This window comes from Mycoplasmopsis maculosa (assembly GCF_900660665.1).
Taxonomy (GTDB): Bacteria; Bacillota_I; Bacilli_A; order Mycoplasmatales; family Metamycoplasmataceae; genus Mycoplasmopsis; species Mycoplasmopsis maculosa.
Window position 1 is genome coordinate 420,943 of sequence record NZ_LR215037.1, and the last position, 23,888, is coordinate 444,830.

Consider the following 23,888-nt stretch of genomic DNA (forward strand, 5'->3'; position numbering starts at 1 on the left):
CCTGATAATTAATAAAAATAAAAAATAAAATAGCTTCTTGTCACTATTTTATTTCATAAATTTCAATTTAATAGTTTTAAATTAAAATTTTTAATATTATCTTTTAATTTCTTTAAGACGTGCTGATTTACCTTGACGGTTTTTCATGTAGTATAATTTTGCTCTTCTAACTTTATTTGATCTAACAACTTCAATGTGTGCAATCATTGGTGAGTTTAATGGGAATGTTCTGTGAACACCTATACCAAATGAAACTTTTCTAACTGTAAATGTTTCTCTTGTACCTGATTCTTTTTTGCTAATTACTAAACCTTCAAAAATTTGAATACGTTCTTTTTCACCTTCACGAATACGTACGTGAACTTTAACATTATCGCCAACACGGAATTCTGGGAAATCTGTACGTAATTGACTTGATTCTACTAATTCGATTAATTTATTTCTCATTTTTAGTCCTTTCTAAATTTTCTTTTATTTTTAAAATAATATCTGGTCTATTTTTTAACGTTTTATTATATTGCGCTTCTTTCTTTCATTTTTCTATTTCAGCATGATTGCCATTAAGTAAAACTTCAGGCACAAGCATTCCTTTATAATCTCTTGGGCGTGTGTATTGAGGGTGTTCTAAAAGACCTATACCTTGAAATGATTCAAATTCATGACTTTCTTCTCTTATTACACCTTTAACTAGTCTAACAATAGAATCAGCCATAACCATAGAAGGTAATTCTCCTCCTGTTAGAACGTAATCACCAATAGATAATTCTTCGTCCACTAAATCAACTACTCTTTCATCAAATCCTTCATATCTTCCTGAAATAAAGGTTATTTGATCATATTTTGATAATTTATTCGCTATTTCTTGAGTAAAGACTTTTCCTTGAGGAGAAACTAAAATTTTATATCCACCTCTATTTTTAAGTGATTCTAGTGCAAGATCTATTGGTTCAATTTGTAATAACATACCATGGCCGCCACCAAAGATTTCATCATCAACCTTTTTATGTTTGTCTTTACTAAAATCTCTAAAGTCAATAACATTGATATCAATTATTTCTTTTTGGATAGCTTTAAAAATAATTGACTCATTTACAAAAGGTTCATAATAATTTGGGAAAAGCGTTAAAAAATTAATTTTCATTTATTATTTATTTTCTTTTGATTTAGCTTCAGCAAATTTTTTATTTAAACCATGTGTTCTAAATAAGTTATATACAGTTTGAGTTACTTGAGCACCATCTTTAATTCATTGTTGTGTTGCAGCTTCATCTACTCTAAAAGCTTTTGTATGTGGGTTGTATTCACCAATAGCTTCGATGAATCTACCGTCACGAGGTGCACGAGCATCAGCAACTACAATTTTGTAGCAAGCATTAAATTTGCTTCCTAAACGTTTTAGTCTAATTTTAACCATAATTCTCCTTATTAATTTAAGCGTCTTAATTTTGCAATGTCAAGTAAAAGTGCTTGACAGCAATTTAGATACATATATATTTTAATATATAAATATTTTTTTATAACAAAATAATAAATTTATTTTTAAATTAGAAAATACTAAAATAATTATTATTTAAAAAAATTAAAATTTATTGAAAATATTTTTATGCTTTTTTTACATATAAAAATAAAAAAATACATATATAATAATATTGTTATATTTAACAAATTTAAAAAAAATAATTTTTTTATTTGTATTTATCATAAATATAATATAATAAAGTAGCATTTTATAAATGCCCAGGTGGCGGAATAGGTAGACGCAAGGGACTTAAAATCCCTCGAACGTTAGTTCGTGCTGGTTCAAGTCCAGTTCTGGGTACCATATGTTCTTTATAAGAACATAAATATGCGCCCGTAGCTCAGCAGGTAGAGCAAATGGCTTTTAACCATTGGGTCAGAGGTTCGAATCCTCCCGGGCGTACCATTTCATGGAAATGACCAACAGGCTTAGGCCTGTTTTTTATTTTTTTTACTTTTTATATTTTTAAAAATATACTAATGATTTTAGTAAAATAAATATTGTAAAGTTATAAGGAGAAAAAATGAAATTATTTGAAAATTTTAAAGAAAGAATAGAAGAAATTTCTTCTAAAGAGTTAAATCAAGATCAAAAAGATTTAGCTATAAAAATTTTAGAAAAATTTAAAGATGAAGAAAAACAATTAGAATATGTTTTTCAATTTATAGCACAAAGAATTAAAACAGGTTTTAGATTTGATGCAGCTCCAGAAGCTAATTCTAGAACAATTGCAATTCTTAAAAAAGATGAAGAGCTTAGCTTTGTTTTAGACGAAAACAAAGCTAAGGAAAATACTTTAATTATCGGAGAAAACTACGACGCTTTAAAGAATTTAATAATAGTCGAGAGAGAGAGAGAGAGAGAGGGAGAGAGGGAGAGAGAGCAGGGCTCTCATATAAATATGATTTAATTTATATTGACCCTCCTTATAACACTGAAGCTACTAAAAATGATGGAAATGCAGTTTCAGATAACAATGAAGAAATAAAAGCGAATAAATTTGTATATCGTGATAAATATTCACGTAATGGTTGATTAAATTTAATGAATGAAAGATTGAAATTAGCTAAAGAACTTCTCAAAGATGATGGAGTTATTTTTGTTTCAATCGATGATACCGAACAAGCCTATTTAAAAGTGTTAATGGACGAAATTTTTGGTGAGGAGAATTTTGTTTGTAATTTTATATGAAGAAATAAAAATACTGGAGGTGGCTCAGATAAAAATGGAATTGATATTGAAACTGAATTTATTCTTTGCTATTCAAAAAATAAAGAAAAAGTTATATTTTCTAGACAAGAAATAATTTCAGAAAATTATAAATATATAGATGAATATTTTAAAGAAAGAGGTAAATACAATTTAATAGATTTAGATCATGTGTCTTCAAAAAGTTCTTTTAAATATAGCGAGTCATTAGATTATGAAATAGAAGCACCTGATGGGACATTTTTTAAAAATTATAGAAATATAATTAAACCTCGATCTTATTCATATACATTAGGAAAAAATACTTTTGATTTTGCTAATAAAAATGGGTTTATAGAAATAATTAAGAAAAAAGATAAAGATGGCAATGAATATTGAAAAGCATATAGAAAATCATATGAAAAAGTAAAGATTGATAATAAAAAATTAGAAATAATACCAAGAGAAGAAGGCAATAATTTTAATAATTTAATTAATGAAGGAAATATAACAACTAGTTCCGGAAAAAGAATGCTAATCAATGTTTTAGAAAATAAAGATTTTGCCTTTCCAAAACCTATTGAATTGTTAAAAATAATTATTAATTTTAAAAATAACAAAAACGCTAGAGTGCTTGACTTCTTTGCAGGTTCCGGAACAACAGCTCATGCTGTTCTAGAATTAAACCGTGAAGATGGCGGAAATAGAACATTTACATTAGTAACAAATAATGAAAACAACATAGGTATAGATGTAAATTATGAAAGATTATATAGAATAAATCATGGAATCGGAACAAAAGGTGAAGCTTTTGAATGAACTAACAAAAACGAACCATATAAATCTAATTTAAATGTTTTTAAATTAGAATATTTTGACGTAAGTCCTAATAATTTAGACATAAATGTAAAAGAATTAACAAATAAATTAATAAATGTATTAAAAGAATTTGGAATAACTTCAATAGATCAAAATAATGAACAAGAATATATTAATTTGCTAAATGACTTATCATCATTAAAACCTTTAGAAAAGGAAAATAATGAATCTAACTAATTCACAAGAAAGAGTTGTAAATAGTTTATTAAATAAAACTATTGAAAGTATAGAAACTAATAAAATTAGTTCAGTTTATTTTAAAGCCCCAACTGGCTCTGGCAAAACATTTATGATGATTAACTATATTGATAAATTAATCGAATGAAACAAACTAAACTTTAACGATAATTTAGTTTTTGTAATTGTTACATTATCAAGCGCGGAATTGCCAAAACAAATGGAAGAAAACTTTAATGAATACAAACAATATCTATCAAATAATGATTTAAAAATAACAAGAATTGAAAGTCCTTCAAATATTAATAAAAATTCTAAAGTTGAAAAAAATTATCAATTTTTTGCTAAACCAAATAATGTGTATATAATGGGTGGAGCTTCATTTAGAAACAATTCAATTTTAAGAGAACAAGGTACAATTGAAGCTTTTTTAGGTGAAATTAGATTAAATGATTATAAGTTAATTTATATAAGAGATGAAGCGCATATAGGCGCTGATACTAATAAGAAAACTTATAAAGAAGAAATTAGTTTTGAAGAAAATATGCAAAAAAATGCTCACTTTATTGTAAAAATGACAGCCACACCTAACGATAACAGTATTGATCTTATAGAACTTAGTGAAAAAGAATTGGCTAATGATAATATAAAACTTTTAAAAAGCGAAAAAGTCTTTAATGAAGGCATAAACGATAACAATGAAATTGATAATATTGATAATGAAGCCATTTTAGAACAAGCTTGTTTAAAATTCAAGAAAATAAAAGAAGAATATAACAATAGTGAAAAAGAACCTGGTTTAGTTGGTATAGATGTCGCTATGTTGATTCAAATTGATAATACTAGCAAAGATATTGAAAAAGAAGCTAAGTTTAAAGAAACATTAGAATTAATAATTAAAAAGTTGAACGAACATAATTTATCCTGAGTTAAATATTTTGATCAAAATGATAAAGAATCAAATTTAAGAATGAAAGAAAATTATTCTCTTAGAGATATATCAAAAAATAATTCAGCTATAGATGTAATTATTTTTAAAGTAGGTCCAGCTACTGGATGAAATATACCTAGAGCTTGTATGCTTGTTAAATTAAGAAATGTTTCTTCAAAAAACTTAAGCATACAGACTATAGGTAGAATAAAAAGAAACCCTAATCCAAGCTTTAATTTCATGCACAATTCAATTGCAAATAAATATTTTATTTACAGTAATGTAGATAGGGAAATAAACGATCAAAAAACATTGTTTTTAAAAGATGATTTTAAAAATGAAAAGTTTGTTTATGGTTCATTAAAAAACGTAAAATCTAACTCTGTTTTCAACATTGAAACCTATGAAAAAGATATTTTAGACGAAATTGATAACTATAATCTAAATTATTTTGAAATGAAAATGGATGAAATAAATTATGAATTTAGCAAAAATAATTTTATAGTAGCTGATAAAAAATATTATGGTAATAAAGAATTCATAGATATTAAATTGTTAAATAAAATTCAAATTGAGCTTTATAACATTAAACAATTAAAATTAAATGAGAAATTTTTAACAAAAAATATTAAAAATAAATTAAATGACTTTTATAATTTGAATCTAAAAAATAAAATAGATAATACTTTATTTTGATTCATCATTATAAAGAATAAATTTAATTATTTTAAAGAAAAATATAATAAAAATATACAAAATCAATTAGATCAAAACGAAATTGAATATAGATTAGAATTTGAAAAACATTTGCCAGAATATTTAATTGAAAAAATAACTGAAAATCTAACTACTAATACAAATCAAAAATTTGCATATAGAGAATTTAATAATGAAATGCCTATTTTAAACACAGATTCTGAAGCTGAAAAAGAATTTGTTAAAAACTTGAATTATTTAATTAGAAAAATGGATAAAGAGAAAAATAATATAAAAATATGAACTAAAAATCCTACTTATAATGGTGTTAATTTTGAATACTTTTTTAAATCTATAAACGGTTATGAAATAGCAAATAGTTATCCAGATTTTTTAATAAAACATAATAATCATTTTATTTATTTAGAAATTAAAACTTACAATAATGATATAGATGAAAATAAAACATTATTGCTTTGAAAAGAATATAAAAAGTACATTCAACAAAATAAAAATTCTAAAATAAATTTAACTCTTGCTATTGCTTTAGTCGATGTTAAAAATGAATTAATTCATATAGCTGGTTCAAGCACAATAAAAGAATTAGATAACAAACTTTCTAACACTGATCCTAATGAACTTTCAATACATGATAAAATAAAAAGCAAGTCAATTAATGATCTTTATGATTTATTATAATTTTTTACAATGGTAAAATAGCAAATTTTTAGTAAATTTAATTACATTGAGAAATTTAAATAAAAATAACCAAAACAGCTTAGTGAAAATCCAAAAGTTTTCCTATAATTGGCATTTGGTTATTTTTTATTCTCAATTTATATAAAGTTATATTATTTTATATTTTAAACAAACATTTTTAAACATATTTATATTTAATTTACTTCTATCTTCTAATAATAAAGTATTTTCACAGTTTATTGCTAAAATCATATAAACTATTATTTTTTGTTTTTCCAAAGGTTGTTTTGCAAATTTTTTATTGTAAATATTACTAAAATAAAGCATATCCGAATTAATAAATTTATTTTGACTTTTAGATAAAACAAAGTTGTATTTATTAATGGAAACATCTAATTGTTTTTCAGTTGAATTTATGTCAATAGTTTTTTCTATTAAACTATTATCATTTAAATTTTTATTTCATTTATATCATTTTTTAATACCAACAAATCATTTAATATTAAATATAAATATTATAAAAATTGCTACTAAAATATACAAAAAAATTGGAAGAGATATAAATATAATTCAGTCCTCTTTATTTAAAAGTAATAGGGTAAATAAAAAAATTGATGCAAATATATTAAAAATTAAAATTGAAAATGAAAAAATAATAAAATTTAAAGATGCTTTTTTATAATGTAAAATTAATTCTTCTTTAACTTTAAACTTGTGCTTTATGACGTATTTTTTAGAATTCGTAAAAGCATAAATATATCATCTATTTTTTGGTAATAATAAATATATAGTATTGGAAATTACTAAAAACAACAAAATTGAAATTAATATTATTTGTAAAATTTGTAATGTATTCATGTTATCCTAAATTGTTTTCTAAAATAGAAAATCTTGCATTTCTTATATATTGTGTCTTTTATTGAGTCATTAACTCTTTTTAAATTTCATAAATTTAATTAAAAATAGAATATTCAAACATTTCATAAATATTTTTTTATTTATAATGATTCTTAAATAAATTAATAATATCTTGCTGTTTAAAATTATTCCCTGTAGAAATAGAAGCTGTTAAAGAGCTAGAAATATTTACAGTTGTTAATCTAAAAAAATAATTAAATTTGTATAAAATAATAATAAACTATTTTTTTATAAGTAAACTTTTTTAAACAAAAAACACTAATATTAATTTAGTATAAAACTTTAATTAAATAAGATTTTCGTTTATTGCATTAGTGTTTTTAATGATATTTTTTTAAAATAAGTAACCAAAATATATTTGGTCACTTATTAATATATTAATTGAAATTTAGATACTTATTTATAAGAGTATTAAATAATTATTGTTCTAATGAATCAAATTGTGATTGATGTAGATTTCAGTAATATCCTTTTCTTTCCATTAACTCATCGTGGCTACCTTTTTCTATAATTTCACCATCATTTACTACTAAAATTAAATCAGCGTTTCTTATAGTACTTAATCTATGTGCTATAACAAAGCTTGTTTTGCCTTTTAAAATATGTTTATTTAAAGCAGTTTGAATAATTTTTTCAGTATTTGAGTCAACATTACTTGTGGCTTCATCAAGAATCAACATTTTCTTTTCGCCTAATATAGCTCTAGTAATTGAAAGAAGTTGTTTTTCACCTTGTGAAAGATTTGAGCCATTGTTTTCTATCATTGTTTCATAACCATTTTCGTTCTTTAAAATAAAACTATGAGCATTAGTTATATTAGCAGCTTCTATTATGTCTGATTTATTAGCATATGGGTTTGAAACTTTTAAATTGTCTATAATTGTATCGTTAAATAAGAATGAATCCTGTAAAACAACAGCCATATAATCACGTAAATTTTCCTTAGGAATACTTCTTAATTCTATTCCGTCTATTTTTATAGAGCCTTCATCGTAATCATAAAACTTACTTAATAAGTTTATTATTGTAGTTTTGCCTGCTCCAGTAGGACCTACAATAGCAATTGTTTGTCCGGGTTTAGCATAAAAACTAGCGTTTTTTAATTGATATTTTTCAGAATTTTTATCATATTTAAAATAAACATTTTCAAATTGAATATATCCACGCATATTAGGTTGTAAATATATTGGATTTTTGATTGGTGAAGGAACTTCTAAGTCTAAAAGTTTAAATATTCTTTGAGTTGAAGCAACACCAACTTGAATTGAGAATATAACATTGAAGAAAACTTGAACTGTAGTTGTGTAATTAAACAATAAATTAATATATCCAACAATAAAACCAGCTCCAGGTCTTAAACCTATTGTATCTCCTGTATTTTCTATTTTAAAAATACCTATTAAGTTTATTTCATTATCTAAGAAATATAATGTTAAAGATAAAATAATTAAAACTAGAAAATTACCAAATACAGCAAATCAAGGGTCAAAAAATTTAACATATAAATCACCAAAGAAAGAATGTTTTTTAATTTTTCTTGCAATTGTTTCTAAATCTTTATCAGCTTTTTCTTGTTGATCAAAAGTTTGAGTTATTTTTGTATTTTTTAACATCTCTTCAACAAAAGCATTTAGTTCACCAAATGTATTTGTAACCTTTATATAAGGTTTTTTAGCATTAGCTATTAAAATTCAACTTATTCCAATAAAAATAAAACTAATTGGAACAACAATAGAGCTTAATGTAACACTATAAAAGAACATATAAGCTATTGCTATAAAAACATTGAAAAAGTTACCAAAAGACTCATTAAGTAGTTGAACTAATGACATACTTGAACTATTTATATCATTAGTTAAAGTTGATATATGATCACCAGCTTTTTGCTTATCATGATATGAAATAGGCATTAATAGTAATTTTTGTGAAGCGATTTCGCGCATTCTTGAAGCTACATTATATGCACTTGTTATAAATAATTTACCTTGTACTATTCTTAAAACTCCGTAAATCAAAAATGCAGCGCCCATTAAAGAACATAATAAAACAAAATAAAATAAATCAAATTTATTAGGATCTGAAAGATATTTTTCGACTATTATACCAGTCATAGCTGTACCTGTTGTGTAAAATAATGACTGTAGAAATGAAATAAAAATACCTCATTTTAATATTCCTGACTTTGAACCCATTAATCTAAATGTTTCTCTTATCAATCCAAAGGTTGATGCTTTACGTTCTACTTTTTTGTTTTCTTTTTTCATGCATCCTCCTTTATTATTGTTCTAATTGTGTTTCATATATTTGTTTATAAAAATCACAAGTTTCTAATAATTTATTATGTGTACCTTGATCTAAAACAAAACCGTTGTTTGATAAAACAAGTATATTATCAGCATTTTTAATAGCACCAATTTTTTGACTTACTATAATTGTTGTGCAGTCATATTTATTTCTGATATTATCAATAACTTTTTTTGTTGTAATATTATCTAAAGCACTTGTTGAATCATCCAAAATTAAAACTTTTGGTTTTCTTAAAAGTGTTCTTGCAATACTAATTCTTTGCTTTTGTCCACCAGAAAGATTACGGCCGCCTTGAGAAACAGGATGATTAATGCCATCTTCAAATTTAGAAATAAATTCGCTAGCACAAGCATTTTCTAAGGCTTCTTTTATTTCTTCTTCTGTTGCATTTTCTTTTGCAAATAAAAGATTTGACTTAATTGTTCCAGAATATAATAAAGCATCTTGATAAATTATTCCTAATGAATCATGTAAATTCTTAGTGTTAATTTCTCTTAATTCTTCTCCACCGACTTTTATTGAACCTTCACTATAAATATAATTGTTCATCAATAAGTTAACTAATGTACTTTTACCAGATCCTGTAGGACCTATTATTCCTAGTGTTTTTCCAAAAGGAATTTTAAAATTAACATCTAATAAAGAATAGTTCGGAGCTGTTTCATAGTATTTAAAGCTTAATTTATTAACTTCAATATCATAATTTTGAAGTATTTTGCCTTCTTTTACATAAAGATCATCTACTTTGTATTCGATAATTTCAATAATTCTTAAAGAAGCAACTCTTGCTTTAAAGAATGAGCCTAAAAACATAAGCATCAATATTATTCCACCAGCCATTAAAAATAAATAATCAACAAAAATATTTATATTAGCAATTAAAATTTTATATTTTTCTAATTCGGCTGCATCATTTTGCAATCCATTAGATTTTAAAAAGTTAGCATTATTTGCTGCTATTGAAAAAATTCCAATCATTAATAAATTTAATACCATGAAAAAAATAGGAAACGCAACATTAAAAATCATTGCTTGTTTATATTGAATTTTATGTCATCTGCTATTTATTTCAGTAATCTTATTCATTCTTTTTTCTTCTAAGTTATAAGTTTTTATAAGTCTTATACCAGAAATATTTTCACCAATTGTTTTTGTTACTTCTTCAACAACTTTTTGAGTTTTCTTTAATAATGGACTTGTTGTAATTCCTATTATTACTACCATTATAGCTACAACTGGAATTATAGCTACGATTGTTAAAGCCATTTTTCAATCAACTAAAAATGAAAAGACAATACCACCCATTATTAAGAAAATACCTTTAATCATAATAGTTGTACCGTTTACTAAGAATTCTCAAAATATTGCAATATCATTTGAAACTCTAGTAATAATTGATTCGGATTTTAAATCAGCTATGTTTTTTAAAGATAATTTTTGTATACTATTAAATAATTTAACTCTATAAAAATAGCTACTTTCCTCTGACGCATAAATAATAACAATTGTCGATAATAAAGCTAAAAGAGCTGTAACTAAAGTTTGGACAACAATTGCAACTGTTAACCATTTAAACGCAGTATCATATGGTACATTTTGCCAACTTTGAGGTGCAATCAAATTATTAAAAAATGATATAGTAAAAGGTTCTCCTTTTTTACTTATCATTAATTTAATATATGAACCAATTAAGTTAGGCAAAAATATATTTGATAAAACGTAAATTAAAACTAAAAAAGCACCAACAATAAAAATCGTTTTTATTCTAGCTGGTAAAATTTTAAGCATTTTTATCATATTTCCTCCTTACATAATTAGTACTTTTAGTACATAAATAAATATTTTATATTATATAAAAAAATATAGTTCTACTATATTTTATTTTTCTTTTGTTTAAAAATTTTATTACCTAAAGTAGAATATTGATCTACAAGTGTTTTAAAATAAGCTGTTGCCTCGTTGTAAAAATCTTCACTTAGTAAATCTACTTCTAATCTTTTTAAAGTTTCTAAAGTTGAATATCTAGAACCAGAACTTAAAAATTCTTTAATATAAATTTTTAAAAAATTCTTATTTTCTTTATATTTTTTAAAAAAGAAGTTTGATACTAAAAGACCTATAGCATACTTGTATACGTAAAAACCATAATAAAAATGAGGTACAGTAACTGCTGCTATATTATTTTGTTCATTATACTTTAAGCTTTTTTTAATGTATTTTTTTGTAACTTCATAATAAGTTTTAGCAAATTCACTATAACTTGGACTTATTTCATTTTTTTCAATTTTATCATATAAATTGTATTCATATTCAGCTCACATAGTTTGTTTATAAACTGTGCCAATAAAATTATCTATTATTTTTGAAGTTAAATAAAATTTCTCTTCATCAGTTCTTGAATTATTTAATAAATAATCATATAATATTAATTCATTAAAAGTAGAAGCTATTTCTGCCAAAAATATTGTGTACATAGAATTAACATAACTATTATTTTTATCTGAAAAATAAGAATGCATTGAATGTCCTAATTCATGAGCTAATGTTTCTAATGATTCAAACTCTCCATCATAATTCATTAAAATATATTTTTTATCTACTCCGTATGATTCTCCAATAGAATATGCTCCTGATATTTTATTATTAACGCTCATATAGTCTATTCAATTTTCATTAAAAGCCTTTTTTATAGTGTTATAGTATTCATCACCATATGGTTTAAATGCTTCTAGAATTATTTTTTGTATTTCTTCAATTGAATAATTATTTTTAACTTTTATCAATTCTCTTGCAAAATCATATTTTGAATCATATTTATCTTTAAATTTTAATTCATAAAATTTTTTGTGACTTTTATTATATTCATAAATATCGCTTTTTATTTTCTTAACATTTTCAAATAATTTTTCTAAAATTGTATTTTCAACTTTATCAGAATAACATAGCATTTCAATTGAATTTTTATAATTTCTTGTTTTTGCTTCGACAGTTATCATTTTTAAATGATCGTATAATAAATTAGTGAATGACTCTTTGTGAACTAGTTTTGCCTTTCTAAAATTATCAACAGCTTGTTTTCTTATATCTTTATTTTTGTTTTTTATTAATTTTGAATAACTCACTGAATCTAATATAAATTTTCTTTTGCCTAATTTAACTTTTTCATAGACTAATTCAGAATCACTTAGTATATCAAATATATTTTCTAATGAAGGAGTTGAAACACTTGTTTTAATAATATATTCTTCTACATCATTAGATAATTTATGTTTTTTATTATTAATTAGTTCGATTAAACTATTTTTATATTCAGATAATCTAGGATCATCAATCCAACTTTTTATTTTTTCAATATTAGCATAAAATCTGTTTGTTTCTGAACCAAATTCATTTATAAATTCTTCAAATATTTTTTGTGATTGTGCTTCTAATTTTTTAATTTCAGGATCAACTAAATTAATATTACTTTTATTACTTAAATAATTACTAATTTTATTTGTTAGAATTGCTACTTCATCTTCAAACTTTAAAGCTGAAATATAACTTTCAATATCATTATATTTTGAATCTTTAATTCTTATCATCTCTTTTGATAAATCTAAATATTCGCTAAATAATTCTTCAATAGTTTTATCTTTTAAAATATCATCTAAGTCAAATTTATACTTTTTGTCAACTTTATCATATGAATCAATTTTTTTCATAGTTTTTTCCTCATTTACAAAAATATTTTTTTATTTTTTTACAATATTAAATATATTGTATAAAATTGTTGAAATATGAAAATAGAAAATTTAAAAATGGATGACTTTAAGTCAAAATTCGTACTTTTAAATTTTAATGATGATGTTAACCCATCATTACCTTTTTATGTTATCGAATATACAAAATATTTATTCGACAATTCCTCCTTACCTTTTTTTAAAAAATAATAATAAAAATTAATTAATAACCATTTGGTTGGATTATAACTTCCAATTTTATTTTCTATTTTTGTATTTATATAAGTACATTAATTAAATACTAACAAGGAGAAAAATGAGTTCTGTTAAAAACAAGGAACAACATATTATTGAACTTAAAGAAATTGTTAAAGAATTTGACAATAAAATAGTTTTAGACAATGTAGACTTAAAAATTAACAAAGGTGATTTTGTTACATTGCTAGGTCCATCAGGAAGTGGTAAAACTACAATTTTAAGACTTATAGCCGGTTTTGAAAAACCAACTCGTGGTGAAATTTTATTTGAAGGTTTAGATATTAAAGATCTTCCACCACATAAACGTGATTTGTCAACTATTTTTCAAGATTACGCTTTATTTCCTCATTTAAATGTTGAAGGAAATATTAAATTTGCGATGCCTCTTAAAAGAATACCAAGAGAAACTGTAAATGAAAAATATGAAAAATTATTAAAAGTAAAACAAGCTGAATGATCAAAGATAGCTCAATCTAAAATAGCTAATTTGCAAAAATTACAGGCTAAATATGAAGAAGATATGTCAAAACTAAAAGAAAATACTTTTTCATATAGAAGAATTCAAAAATGATTAGATAAATCTGATTTTAACTATTCATATTGAGAAAACTATGTGCAACAACAAACCGAAAGTTTTGAAAATAGATATTTAAAACGTAGATTAACAAAAGAAGAAATTAATAGAGAGGTTTCAGAAATTGTTAAATTAGTTGGTTTAGAAGGCAATGAAAAAAGAGCTATTTCTGAGCTAAGTGGCGGTATGAAACAACGTGTTGCCTTAGCAAGAAGTTTAATTATCGAACCATCAATTTTACTACTTGATGAACCATTAAGTGCTCTAGATGCTAAAATTAGACAAAAAATGCAAGTTTTATTAAGAACCGTTCAAAAGAAATTAGGTTTAACATTTATTTTTGTTACTCACGACCAAGATGAAGCTCTTGAACTTTCAGATAAAGTAGCTGTTATGAGAGGTGGAAAAATTGAACAATACGATACACCTAAAGCTATATATGACTATCCAGTAAACAAATGAGTTGCTTCATTTGTCGGTGATTCAAATATTTATAATGGTATTTTCCATTCTGAAGATGCTACTGTAAGTTTTTTAGGAAATAAATTTAAAACTATACACAATGAAGACGATTTTAAAGATAAACAAGAAGTTGACGTTTTAATTAGACCAGAAGATATAGATATCATTTCTGATGCAGATTCTACTTCAAAAGCTACAAATAGATTAAAAGGTAATGTAGTAGATATTGCTTACCGTGGTAGTTATTACTACTTAAAAATTATTTTAAATAATAATGATACTATTTATGTTGAAACATCTAAAAAATTCGAATTAGGGGAAACTGTACAAATTAGTTGAACAATTGATTCTGTTCACTTAATGGAAAAAGATAGCAAGTGAGATTATTCAACTAATGAATTCAAAAACTAGATTTAAGCATAATTTAAATAAAAGAAGTTTATTAGTACTTCCTTATTTATTAATTGCTATCTTATTAGTTTTTATCCCTATAATTTTAATAATTATAAATGCCTTTGTTCACACAGGAGACAATGGTATTGATCCTACAATTTTAGTAAGAGATACAAAAACATGAGATAAAATTGGAAGAAGTTTATTAATTGGAGTTCTTTCAGCAATTATTTCACTTTTCATTGCTTTCCCTTACTCTTACTTTATTGCAAGAACTAAAAACAAAGTGGTTCAAATTTACGCATTAAGCTTAATATTAAGTCCAATGGTAATTTTTACAATTGCTAAAATTTATGCAATAAAGGGATTTTTCTTAACAATAGCACCAACAGAAAATGATCTAAACGCTATTTGATTTATGGTTTTAGGTTTAACTTATTTAAATTTACCTTATATGATTATGCCTTTATATTCTGTTATTAAAGATATGCCAAATAACATTTTAGAAGCTTCAAGTGATTTAGGATATAACCACACTAAAACATTTTTTAAAGTTATATTACCTTATTGTTCTAAGGCTATTTTAAGTGGTTTAGGGTTAATCTTCTTATCAAGTGCTACAACATTTGTTATCAGTGAAAAATTATTACCAGATGGTAGTCAATTACAAACTATCGGTGAATTAATTAATAAATATACAAACCCTGCTAATAAAGCAGAAATAGCAATAGGAACTACTTTAGTTTTAGTTGTATCAGCCGTATTTATAGGTTCATACGCAATTATAAATTTTGTTCCAAAATTAATAATCAAACTAAAAAGAGGTGGTAATTATGAGTAAATTTAGAAAATGATTTAGTTCAATTTACATTCACTTAATTTTAGCTTGTGTTTATATCCCATTATTTTTTGTTGTTGTTTATTCTTTTAATAAACCAACTGATAAAGGTTTTATATCTACAACATGAAACGGAAAAACATTTGAACATTGAAGTACCTTTTTTGAAGAAGGCAGACTAAATGCATTAGTTAACTCATTAATAATAGCCGGATCAGTTAGTGTTATAGTTATCACAATAAGTTTAATTACAGTTTTTGGTATGTGAAGACAAAGAAATAAAAAACTTAATCAAGCTATTATGTCTATTAATAACATTCCTTTAATTAATCCAGATAATATTACTGCAATTGGTTTAGTATTAGTTTTTGGAATTCTTTTCGGTGTTTTAGGATCTTATAGTGAGGGAATTTGAAGAGGTATAGTAGGACAAACCATCATGGCTCTTCCTTATGGTATAACAATAATGTTACCAAGAAGTGAAAAATTCAATGGCAATCAATTTGAAGCAGCTCAAGATTTAGGATATGGTAAAGTAAGATCTTGATTTAAGACTTATTTCATTTATATGTTGCCTTCAATTATTTTTGCAGGTTTAGTAGCAGCTTTTTTAAGTTTTGATGATTTCATTATTCTTAGAACTGTTTCAAATACTTCAACTCTAGGGACAAAATTATATGAAGGACAATTTAAAGGTTGAGGTTTAGTTGTTGGTGCAGGAATACTAGTTTTTGTATTAATAGGAAACATTGCTTATATAACTTTTAAATCTATAACAGCTAAGAAAATTAAAAATAAAAAAATAATTCAAGATCAAAATCAAGTATTAACATTGTTTGAAGAAAAAAATGTTAATAAAAGCACTATAAGAGGGGAAAATGAGTAAATTTAATAAATTTATAAAAACAGTAGCAGTTCCTGTAGTGTCTGTTGCAGCAATTGCTTCTGTTGCTGGCTTAATAGTTTATAAAACTACAAATAAATTTAAACCTGTTTTCTTCAACTATCAATCTTATATTGACCCTAAAATTCAAGAAAGATTAAACCAAGACTTTGAATATAAGGAATTCGGAACTATTAATGAATTTACTAGAGCTATTCTTACACATAAGTCTGTTGCAGGAATAGGTAGTGATGCGCAAGCTGCTAGACTTGTTAAAGGCGGAGATGGTTTTGGAAGTAGATTAAGAAAATTTACCCAAAAAGACTTTAAAAATATGTTTGGTGAAAATTGAAACACTTCTTTAACAACAGAAGAAAATTTACAAAATCTTTTAACACCAACTGTTTTTAATCACCTAAAATCTTATGATAATTATTTAAAGGATTCTCCTGAATATGATGAAAATGGAAACCCTTTAAAAGATGAAAACGGTAAAATCATTACAGTACAAAAACATTTATATGAATACTTTATCCCTTATTTCCAACAAGACATGGTTATAGCATATAATCCACTTAAATTAGAAAAATATGCAAAAACCTATAAGTACGATTATAATTCAAATGAAAGTTTTGATGAAACATTAGAACAAAGTGTTCAAAATGAAAATTATTCAAATGCTGTAAGACCGTTTTTTGATGCAATGCATAAAGAAATTGAAACTAATGTAAATAAAGCTCTATATGAAGCATTTTCTAAAAGCAAAGATGAAACAATTTCAATGCTTGATGCGTTACAAATAATAAAAAATCAAGGTTTAGAATATTTTGAATATACAGACGCTGTAAGAGATAATATGATTTATGGTTCATCTTACACATTAAATTCTGAAACAAATGAAATAGAAAGTCAACCTACAGGTGAAGCTAGAAGTGATAAGGATGATACAAAACCTCTATATGAAAGACTTATACAACAATTTGTTGATTTATTTAAAAGAGGGACTAGTTTTGATATTACAAATACAAAACACGTTAGAACTTCAGGAAATGGACAGGATTTATTAAACACTTTAATTGATCCTACTAAAAACACAAATGTAGGTATTATTTATAATGGAGATGCTTTAGATGCATTAATTTCTAGAGATAATGTTGAAGGATCAAAAGTTCCAGATGGAACAGTTAAATTTATTAGACCAAGCGTTAATATTTTATTAATTGATGGATTAGTTATTACAAATGATGCTAGTGATGAAGTTGTTGAACAAGTTATAACTTCTGCAAAAGAATCTTATATGGGTGGACTAGACAAATCAAAAGATAAATGAAATCAAGATAATGTTGATAACATAGTTTCAAAAAATAATGATACAGAAGGTTATACTTCTGAGGTTTATTCAGCATATGGATCATATTTAAACTTTGACTATGTTAGATATACACCAGCATTTAATTTAGTATTTGATTATGCCTATAATCATGCATTCAATGATCCACTTGATGAAAAAGCTGATCAATATTTTAATGATTATTTAGTTAACTATCAAAGAAATTTATTTTCTATAAAAGATAAATATACAATCGGTCATAAATATGACTCAAATAATCCAGAAGGTACTTATTTCAAAGAATGAAAAGAAATAACATATAATGTAAAACATGTTGCTATTTCTCCTGTAGATCAAACTACACAAGCATTAATTAATGCTTATTATGATAAACTTTTAAAAAATTAATATTTAAAAACCACTTTGTAGTTTTCAAAGTGGTTTATTTTTATATTAGACTTATATAAGTTTTTGTTTACATATTATTAAAAAATTATTAAAAATAAATATTTGTACTTTTTTAGCTATAAAATTATAACAAATTATAGGTTATATAATTTTATAGCTAAAATCTTGGGCTTATTTTTCATACTTTTTTCACATATTTATTTATCTTAATATTTTAATTAAAATAATAATAATAAAATTAAATTAAGGAGATAAATATGAAAAGAAAAAAATTAATTTATTATTTACACTAATGAATACATTATTTTTGCCAAGTTTTTTCATTAGCTCAAATATCAATTCCAAAAAAGATAATAATATTCAAAAAATCTATTGAAGTTAAAATCTTATAAAATTTTCCTGATGTTTTTGATGAAAATGCTAATTATAATGTAGTTAATAATTTTAACAATAGTTTTATTAACTAAAAATAAAATAACTTTATCTTATTTAATAAGAGGTAATAATGAATAAAAAGAAATTAATTTCCTTTGGTTTTTTACTAGTATAACTTTTTTATCTTCTTCTTGTAATGTTATAAAAAAACAAAGGCGACAGTGGAGAAACTATCAATAAAACAAAAGAATCCAAAATTGATGACTCAAAAGTAAATGAAATACGTGATTTAATTAAAAGACAAAAAATTGATAATTTAAATAAACCATATTCAAGTAACATAGTCGAATATTTAGATTCACTTCCTAATCATAACAGTAAATTTTATAATGATGAATATATAGTTATAAAAAATATTGAAGAATTTGAAAATATATATAAGTATTCAAAACTAAGTGAAATTTATAGTAAGGCTAATTATTATAGTAATTTTTACGAAACAACAAAATACCTTAAAAGCGATAGTGAGCTTCATACATTTTTTAAAAAAGAATTTAAAAACATTTTTTTAAAAGGTATAAAGATTGAAAAAATTTTAAAAGAAAATAACATTTTTTTAATAAGTAATTTTTATATAAAAAATGAAGAAAAAAATAAAATTAAAACTTTTGGTTTAGGAACTAATAATAAAGATTCAAATAAAGAAGTTATTAAAATCTTATTTTTTGATAAAAAATATAGAGATTATTTTTTTAATAATATTGGTTAGACCAGCAAACTCTCTTGCACCAATTAGCGAATTAGAAGCACATATAATCCCTAAATTAAAAGAAATTAAAAAGAATTATTAGAAACTGAAGATGAAATATTAAACTATCACAAAGAATTACTTGAATATAACAAAAATAGTAATTTAAATTAAAAAAGTGAAGTATTAAATAATAATTAATTATTTAACTTAAGTAAACGAATACATTTCGGTTGCTTTTTTATATTTTTAAAAGAGCAAAAAAATAGCTCTTTAAGCTATTTTAATTTATATTTTTTTTAATTCTTTTTTAAGTAAAATAGATTTTTTAGTAAAAATAATTGGATAAATAGATATTCTAATCAATAAACATAATATTGAAAATACTATTATATAAATAAATGAATTTAGTCAAATATTATTACCGAATTTAGACCCTAAAACAGAATATTCACCGTATTCAGATCAGTCAAATTCAACTAAACCTGTAGCATTTTGAGTTACATTATATAATCTAGAAATAAATATAACATATAACATATAAATAAATAATCCGGTTGATATATTAAATAAAGTTATTAATTTAAATTTTGGAGTCAATATAAAATAAATAAAACCAAATAACATTAATTGATAATGCATCATAAAATACATTTTATTAGCATCAGTGCCAATGAATAAGTATTTATAATCTAATAAGGAAGATGAATCCTTAACAACATAACTTTCTGTAATAGGAACAAAAATATATGTAATAAAACCACAAATAAAAGCTGCAACAGAGAAATAAGGTAATAATTTATTTTTGAAATCAAAAACTAAAACCAAGGATAAAGCAACAAACATAGCTGGACATAAATCTAATAAAAACGTCCTACTAATACTTATGCTACTTGGATTTTCATTATTGATAAAATCTTTTATATTAGGAACTCACCTTAATATAGAAAAATACGCAAGCATAAAAATGCCAATTAATATTTTACTAGCATGATTTAATAAAATTTCTTTAAATTTATATGAAATAAGCACTATTAATATAAAAAAAGAAAAAGTTGCTGTAAAAAATAATGATATATACATTTATTTTTTCTTTTCTAATTGTTTTTCAGCATTTGCAATGATTAATTTTAAATCTTTAATCTCTTTTAATGTTAATTTTCTATAAGCACCTAAAGGCAGTTTTTCTACGTTTAAATTAGCATAACTTACTCTTTTTAAATTTATCACCTCGTGTTTTACTGCTTTAAATAATTCTTTAATATGATGATATGATCCGACGTGTAGTTCTATTAAATAACTTTTTGTATCAACTTGTAATACATTTTGAAATGATAATTTGTCATTTACCAAAACTCCTTTTTCAGAGTTTAATTTGTCAAATGCTCTTTTATTTAAAGGAGAATCTATTCTTGCACGATACATCCTTGGTATTTCATATTTTGGGTGTGTAAGCTTATTAACTAGTTCTAAATCATTAGTTAATAATAATGTACCTGTTGTATTATAATCTAATCTCCCAACAGGAACAATACGTTCATTGGTATCAATTAAATCAACTACCGTAGTTCTACCTTTTGGATCTTTTACTGTAGTTATTGTTTTCTCAGGTTTGTTTAGTAAAAAGTAAACAAAGTTTGTAGAATTAAAAGTAACAATTTGATTATTAAATTTAATTTCGTCGTTTATGTCAGCTTTATCACCAAGTTTAGCAACAATACCATTTATTTTAACTAAACCTTTTTCAATATATTCTTCGATTTTCCTTCTTGAAGCTATACCAGCTTGAGCTAAAAGTTTTTGTACTCTAATAAGTTCTGACATATTATTCTTTTTCCATTCATTTATCATATATTTTTTGTTGTTCTTCAGTAAAAGTTATACCTTTTTCAACATTAAAATCATAATTTATTTTTACGACTTTTTTAAACCCTTCAAAACAATCAATCATTACTTCTTTTCTTAATTTTTGAACACCAGAAAATGCTCTTCCGTCGCATATTTTGTCAGCAACAAATAAAACTTTATCTAGGGTATTTAGTTCATTATCTAAAGAAGTGTGAATTCTAATTGCATTATATATTTCTTCATCATTGTTCATATAAATATATTTAAATCAAAGAGCTCCACAAATTTGATGGAGTTTATATTTTGGATATTTATTTTTATCATATGCATCTTTATCAAATTGCTTTATAAATTCTCTAGAATCTTGTTCTGATAGTTCTTTACAAATATCATGAAATAATCCCGCATAATAAGCCTTTTTTGCATCATATTTTGCAATTTTAGCAAATTCAGCTGCAAATTCAGCTGTCGCTACACAATGTTTTGCTCTTGTTTGAGATAAAATTGAATGTACAATTTCTTTTGCATATAAAAAATTATTTCCAATATATTCATTAACTTTTAAAGGTGTATATTGTAGAGAACCTTGTCTTACTTTTGTTGAAGACTCTTCTAAAATAGGGTTATTCATTATTTTTATATTATATTTTTTAGCATTAATTTTGTTAAAATTTTTTTCTCTTTTATAAACAACAAATTTACATTTTGAAACCATTTCATCAACAAATTCTCATTTATTAAATTTTGCTAAACTATCAGAACCCATTATAAAAAAAAGTTCATCATTTGGATATTTATTTTTAAAATACCTGATTGTTTCAAAGGTATAACTCATTCCACCTCTTTTTATTTCAAAAAGAGAAACTTCATAATTTCCTTTAAAATTTTCTAAAGCTAAATTTAACATATTTACTCTATGATGAGAATCAGCTATTTTTTTACCTTTTTTAAAAGGGTTTGTTGCTGCAGGTATAAAATAAATTTTATCTAAATTTAAATTATCATATGCAAACTCTGCAATTTTTATATGTCCAGAATGGACAGGATCAAAAGATCCTCCAAATAATCCTATTTTCATAATTTTTACCTTTACTTATTTTTTTAAAATATCATTTTGAATATATCTTGATTGTATACTATTTTTTGTTTTTTCTCTTTCAAATTGATATCCGGTCTTAAGAACTGATTTTTTAAACTTATTATTTATATTTCTAATTAAATTATTTATTTTGCTATTATCCTCTTTATAATCTTCAAATAAATTTAATTGTTTATAGTAATCGAATTCAAAAATTAAATTTTTAAGTCTTATACCAACGCCTTTGATTAATTCTTCATTTCAATATTTGTCAAATAATTTAATTGAAGTTTTATAAATAAATTCAAAATCATTTGTAGGTTTTTTGAAAGTTATTTGCTTAGAATATCATTTTCCTTCATTATTCCTTACTAAAAACGATATTACCGTCGCTAACATACTTCTATTATATGCTCTATGAGAAACTTTTTCTGAAAGCATTTTTATTATTTTATAAATATCTTTTTTATCATCAATATCTATTTCAGAAAAAGTTACTTCATTACCTATTTCTTTTAATTCATTATGTTCTAATTCAAGTTCATCCGAAGATATTCCATTAGCTTCATTTATATACTTTTGAGTTCTTTTCCCAAAAATATTATAAATATTTTGATCTAAATGAGACGATTTTGCTAAATCTTCAATTGTATTTATTTTTATGTTTCTTAATTTTACTGAACTAGATTTCCCAATACCAAAATATTTCTCAATAGGTAATTTTCAAATATTTTTTTCTATATCCTCTTTTTTTGTTAAAGTTATTCCAAATGGCTTTGCTAAATCAGAACTCATTTTTGCTAAAAATTTATTGTAACTTATGCCAATACTAATAGGTATATCAAAAGTTTCCAAAATGTCTTTTTTTATTATATTTGCGTAAAATAAAGAGTTATCAATATTTGTTAAATCAGTTACATCTAATCAACATTCATCTATTGAAAAAACTTCAATTAATTTTGAATATTTTTTTGAAATGTAATCAAAAATTTTATTTGATAAAGTTATATATAAATCAAAATTGGGTTCAACAAAAATTGTATTTGGTTCATATTGCAAAATTTTAAATTTTGGTCAAGCAACTTTTACACCTTTATTTTTTAATTCATAACTTATACTAGAACAAATAGATTTACTTCCTTTTTTTCCTACACCAACTGGTTTATTTTTTAAACTAAAATCTACTGTTCTATGTGCGCTTACAAAATAAGAATCAAAGTCAATATGAAAAATTACTTTATTACTCATTTTTGTTTAAATCTTCTAAAAGAGGTCTCGCTAGCATTAAAGTACAATTTAATCTATTATAATGCAAATGAACATTATCAAATACAACTAATTCCCCTAATTTATTGTACTCTTCATCAATTAATTTTTCACCTTCTAATAATCTTTTATAAAGTTGTATAAATGAAATGGCTTCATTTTTTGTCATACCATTTATTTTGTTTATTAACATATCTGTTGAAGCTATAAAAAATGCACATCCAGAACCATTAAAAATTAAATTTTTAATAACATTTTCTTGCAGTTCAAAATCAAACTCTAAGTAGTCTGCACATGATTCTCCGTGTTTTATAAACTTAGTTTTAATGTTTTCATTTTTATACTTAGGATTTAAATAATGCTTCATTATTAAATCCCTTTTTTCATTATT

Annotated in this window: 19 protein-coding genes and 2 tRNA genes; 9 read left to right on the forward strand and 12 right to left on the reverse strand. The window is 23.6% G+C overall.

Translation table 4 applies throughout. The features are described 5' to 3' along the window. Nucleotides 1-96: 96 nt before the first annotated feature. The 3 genes from rplS to rpsP are packed head-to-tail and all read right to left on the reverse strand — an operon-like array spanning nt 97 to nt 1,414. A complete protein-coding gene (gene rplS / locus EXC47_RS01690; protein ID WP_129646517.1) occupies nt 97-447 on the reverse strand; it encodes a 50S ribosomal protein L19 in 351 nt (116 codons plus the stop codon). Then, the gene (gene trmD, locus EXC47_RS01695; RefSeq protein WP_129646519.1) at nt 437-1,141 is read right to left on the reverse strand and encodes a tRNA (guanosine(37)-N1)-methyltransferase TrmD; all 705 of its coding nucleotides are present in this window, start codon (nt 1,139-1,141) and stop codon (nt 437-439) included. Before trmD ends, rplS begins: the two co-directional genes overlap by 11 nt. Before the next feature lie 3 nt (nt 1,142-1,144). After that, complete coding sequence (rpsP, locus tag EXC47_RS01700) at nt 1,145-1,414, reverse strand: 30S ribosomal protein S16 (protein WP_129646521.1); 270 nt, start codon at nt 1,412-1,414, stop codon at nt 1,145-1,147. A gap of 321 nt (nt 1,415-1,735) precedes the next feature. Between rpsP and EXC47_RS01705 the strand changes: the two genes are divergently transcribed. The 5 genes from EXC47_RS01705 (at nt 1,736) to EXC47_RS01730 (ending at nt 6,089) form a co-directional block, all read left to right on the forward strand. After that, nucleotides 1,736-1,822, forward strand: a tRNA-Leu gene (locus EXC47_RS01705). 26 nt (nt 1,823-1,848) lie between these two features. Further along, a tRNA-Lys gene (locus EXC47_RS01710) sits at nt 1,849-1,924 on the forward strand. Between the two features lie 118 nt (nt 1,925-2,042). Continuing rightward, nucleotides 2,043-2,429: a type III restriction endonuclease subunit M gene (locus EXC47_RS03980; RefSeq protein ID WP_129646523.1), complete on the forward strand. Its 387-nt coding sequence runs from the start codon at nt 2,043-2,045 to the stop codon at nt 2,427-2,429. Between the two features lie 5 nt (nt 2,430-2,434). Beyond that, nucleotides 2,435-3,763, forward strand: a complete 1,329-nt coding sequence (locus tag EXC47_RS01725; protein ID WP_223211718.1) for a site-specific DNA-methyltransferase — start codon at nt 2,435-2,437, stop codon at nt 3,761-3,763. Beyond that, nucleotides 3,750-6,089, forward strand: a complete 2,340-nt coding sequence (locus EXC47_RS01730) for a DEAD/DEAH box helicase family protein (RefSeq protein ID WP_129646527.1) — start codon at nt 3,750-3,752, stop codon at nt 6,087-6,089. Before EXC47_RS01725 ends, EXC47_RS01730 begins: the two co-directional genes overlap by 14 nt. Nucleotides 6,090-6,236: 147 nt before the next feature. On the opposite strand, the gene EXC47_RS01735 is transcribed toward EXC47_RS01730, so the two are convergent. From EXC47_RS01735 to pepF, 4 genes are all read right to left on the reverse strand, one after another. Then, nucleotides 6,237-6,947 carry an MAG0920 family protein gene (locus EXC47_RS01735; protein ID WP_129646529.1) on the reverse strand — a complete coding sequence of 237 codons (711 nt, stop codon included), beginning with the start codon at nt 6,945-6,947 and terminating at the stop codon, nt 6,237-6,239. Between the two features lie 479 nt (nt 6,948-7,426). Further along, the gene (locus EXC47_RS01740; RefSeq protein ID WP_129646531.1) at nt 7,427-9,271 is read right to left on the reverse strand and encodes an ABC transporter ATP-binding protein; all 1,845 of its coding nucleotides are present in this window, start codon (nt 9,269-9,271) and stop codon (nt 7,427-7,429) included. A 13-nt stretch (nt 9,272-9,284) separates the two neighbouring features. Then, entirely contained in the window at nt 9,285-11,111 is a 1,827-nt protein-coding gene (locus tag EXC47_RS01745; protein ID WP_129646533.1) for an ABC transporter ATP-binding protein, read from the reverse strand. Between the two features lie 74 nt (nt 11,112-11,185). Beyond that, entirely contained in the window at nt 11,186-13,018 is a 1,833-nt protein-coding gene (pepF, locus tag EXC47_RS01750) for an oligoendopeptidase F (protein ID WP_129646535.1), read from the reverse strand. Nucleotides 13,019-13,352: 334 nt separating this feature from the next. Between pepF and EXC47_RS01755 the strand changes: the two genes are divergently transcribed. Genes EXC47_RS01755 through EXC47_RS01770 form a run of 4 tightly spaced genes read left to right on the forward strand, consistent with a single transcriptional unit; the run spans nt 13,353 to nt 18,182 of the window. Then, a complete protein-coding gene (locus EXC47_RS01755; RefSeq protein ID WP_129646537.1) occupies nt 13,353-14,741 on the forward strand; it encodes an ABC transporter ATP-binding protein in 1,389 nt (462 codons plus the stop codon). Beyond that, the gene (locus tag EXC47_RS01760; RefSeq protein WP_129646539.1) at nt 14,725-15,564 is read left to right on the forward strand and encodes an ABC transporter permease; all 840 of its coding nucleotides are present in this window, start codon (nt 14,725-14,727) and stop codon (nt 15,562-15,564) included. Before EXC47_RS01755 ends, EXC47_RS01760 begins: the two co-directional genes overlap by 17 nt. After that, nucleotides 15,557-16,447: an ABC transporter permease gene (locus tag EXC47_RS01765; RefSeq protein WP_129646541.1), complete on the forward strand. Its 891-nt coding sequence runs from the start codon at nt 15,557-15,559 to the stop codon at nt 16,445-16,447. The genes EXC47_RS01760 and EXC47_RS01765 overlap by 8 nt, the downstream gene beginning before the upstream one ends. Continuing rightward, on the forward strand, nt 16,440-18,182 hold the full coding sequence (locus tag EXC47_RS01770) for a hypothetical protein (protein ID WP_129646543.1): 1,743 nt from the start codon (nt 16,440-16,442) through the stop codon (nt 18,180-18,182). Before EXC47_RS01765 ends, EXC47_RS01770 begins: the two co-directional genes overlap by 8 nt. Before the next feature lie 1,411 nt (nt 18,183-19,593). Here the strand turns inward: EXC47_RS01770 and EXC47_RS01775 are convergent. Genes EXC47_RS01775 through EXC47_RS01795 form a run of 5 tightly spaced genes read right to left on the reverse strand, consistent with a single transcriptional unit; the run spans nt 19,594 to nt 23,864 of the window. Then, on the reverse strand, nt 19,594-20,388 hold the full coding sequence (locus tag EXC47_RS01775) for a DUF5378 family protein (protein WP_220096567.1): 795 nt from the start codon (nt 20,386-20,388) through the stop codon (nt 19,594-19,596). Beyond that, on the reverse strand, nt 20,389-21,129 hold the full coding sequence (locus EXC47_RS01780) for a pseudouridine synthase (RefSeq protein ID WP_129646547.1): 741 nt from the start codon (nt 21,127-21,129) through the stop codon (nt 20,389-20,391). Between the two features lies 1 nt (nt 21,130). Beyond that, nucleotides 21,131-22,231 carry a nicotinate-nucleotide adenylyltransferase gene (locus tag EXC47_RS01785; RefSeq protein WP_129646549.1) on the reverse strand — a complete coding sequence of 367 codons (1,101 nt, stop codon included), beginning with the start codon at nt 22,229-22,231 and terminating at the stop codon, nt 21,131-21,133. Nucleotides 22,232-22,246: 15 nt separating this feature from the next. Further along, on the reverse strand, nt 22,247-23,479 hold the full coding sequence (locus EXC47_RS01790) for a Y-family DNA polymerase (RefSeq protein WP_129646551.1): 1,233 nt from the start codon (nt 23,477-23,479) through the stop codon (nt 22,247-22,249). Beyond that, nucleotides 23,472-23,864, reverse strand: coding sequence for an iron-sulfur cluster assembly scaffold protein (locus tag EXC47_RS01795; protein ID WP_223211700.1), 393 nt, complete (start codon nt 23,862-23,864; stop codon nt 23,472-23,474). The genes EXC47_RS01790 and EXC47_RS01795 overlap by 8 nt, the downstream gene beginning before the upstream one ends. Nucleotides 23,865-23,888: the final 24 nt, after the last annotated feature.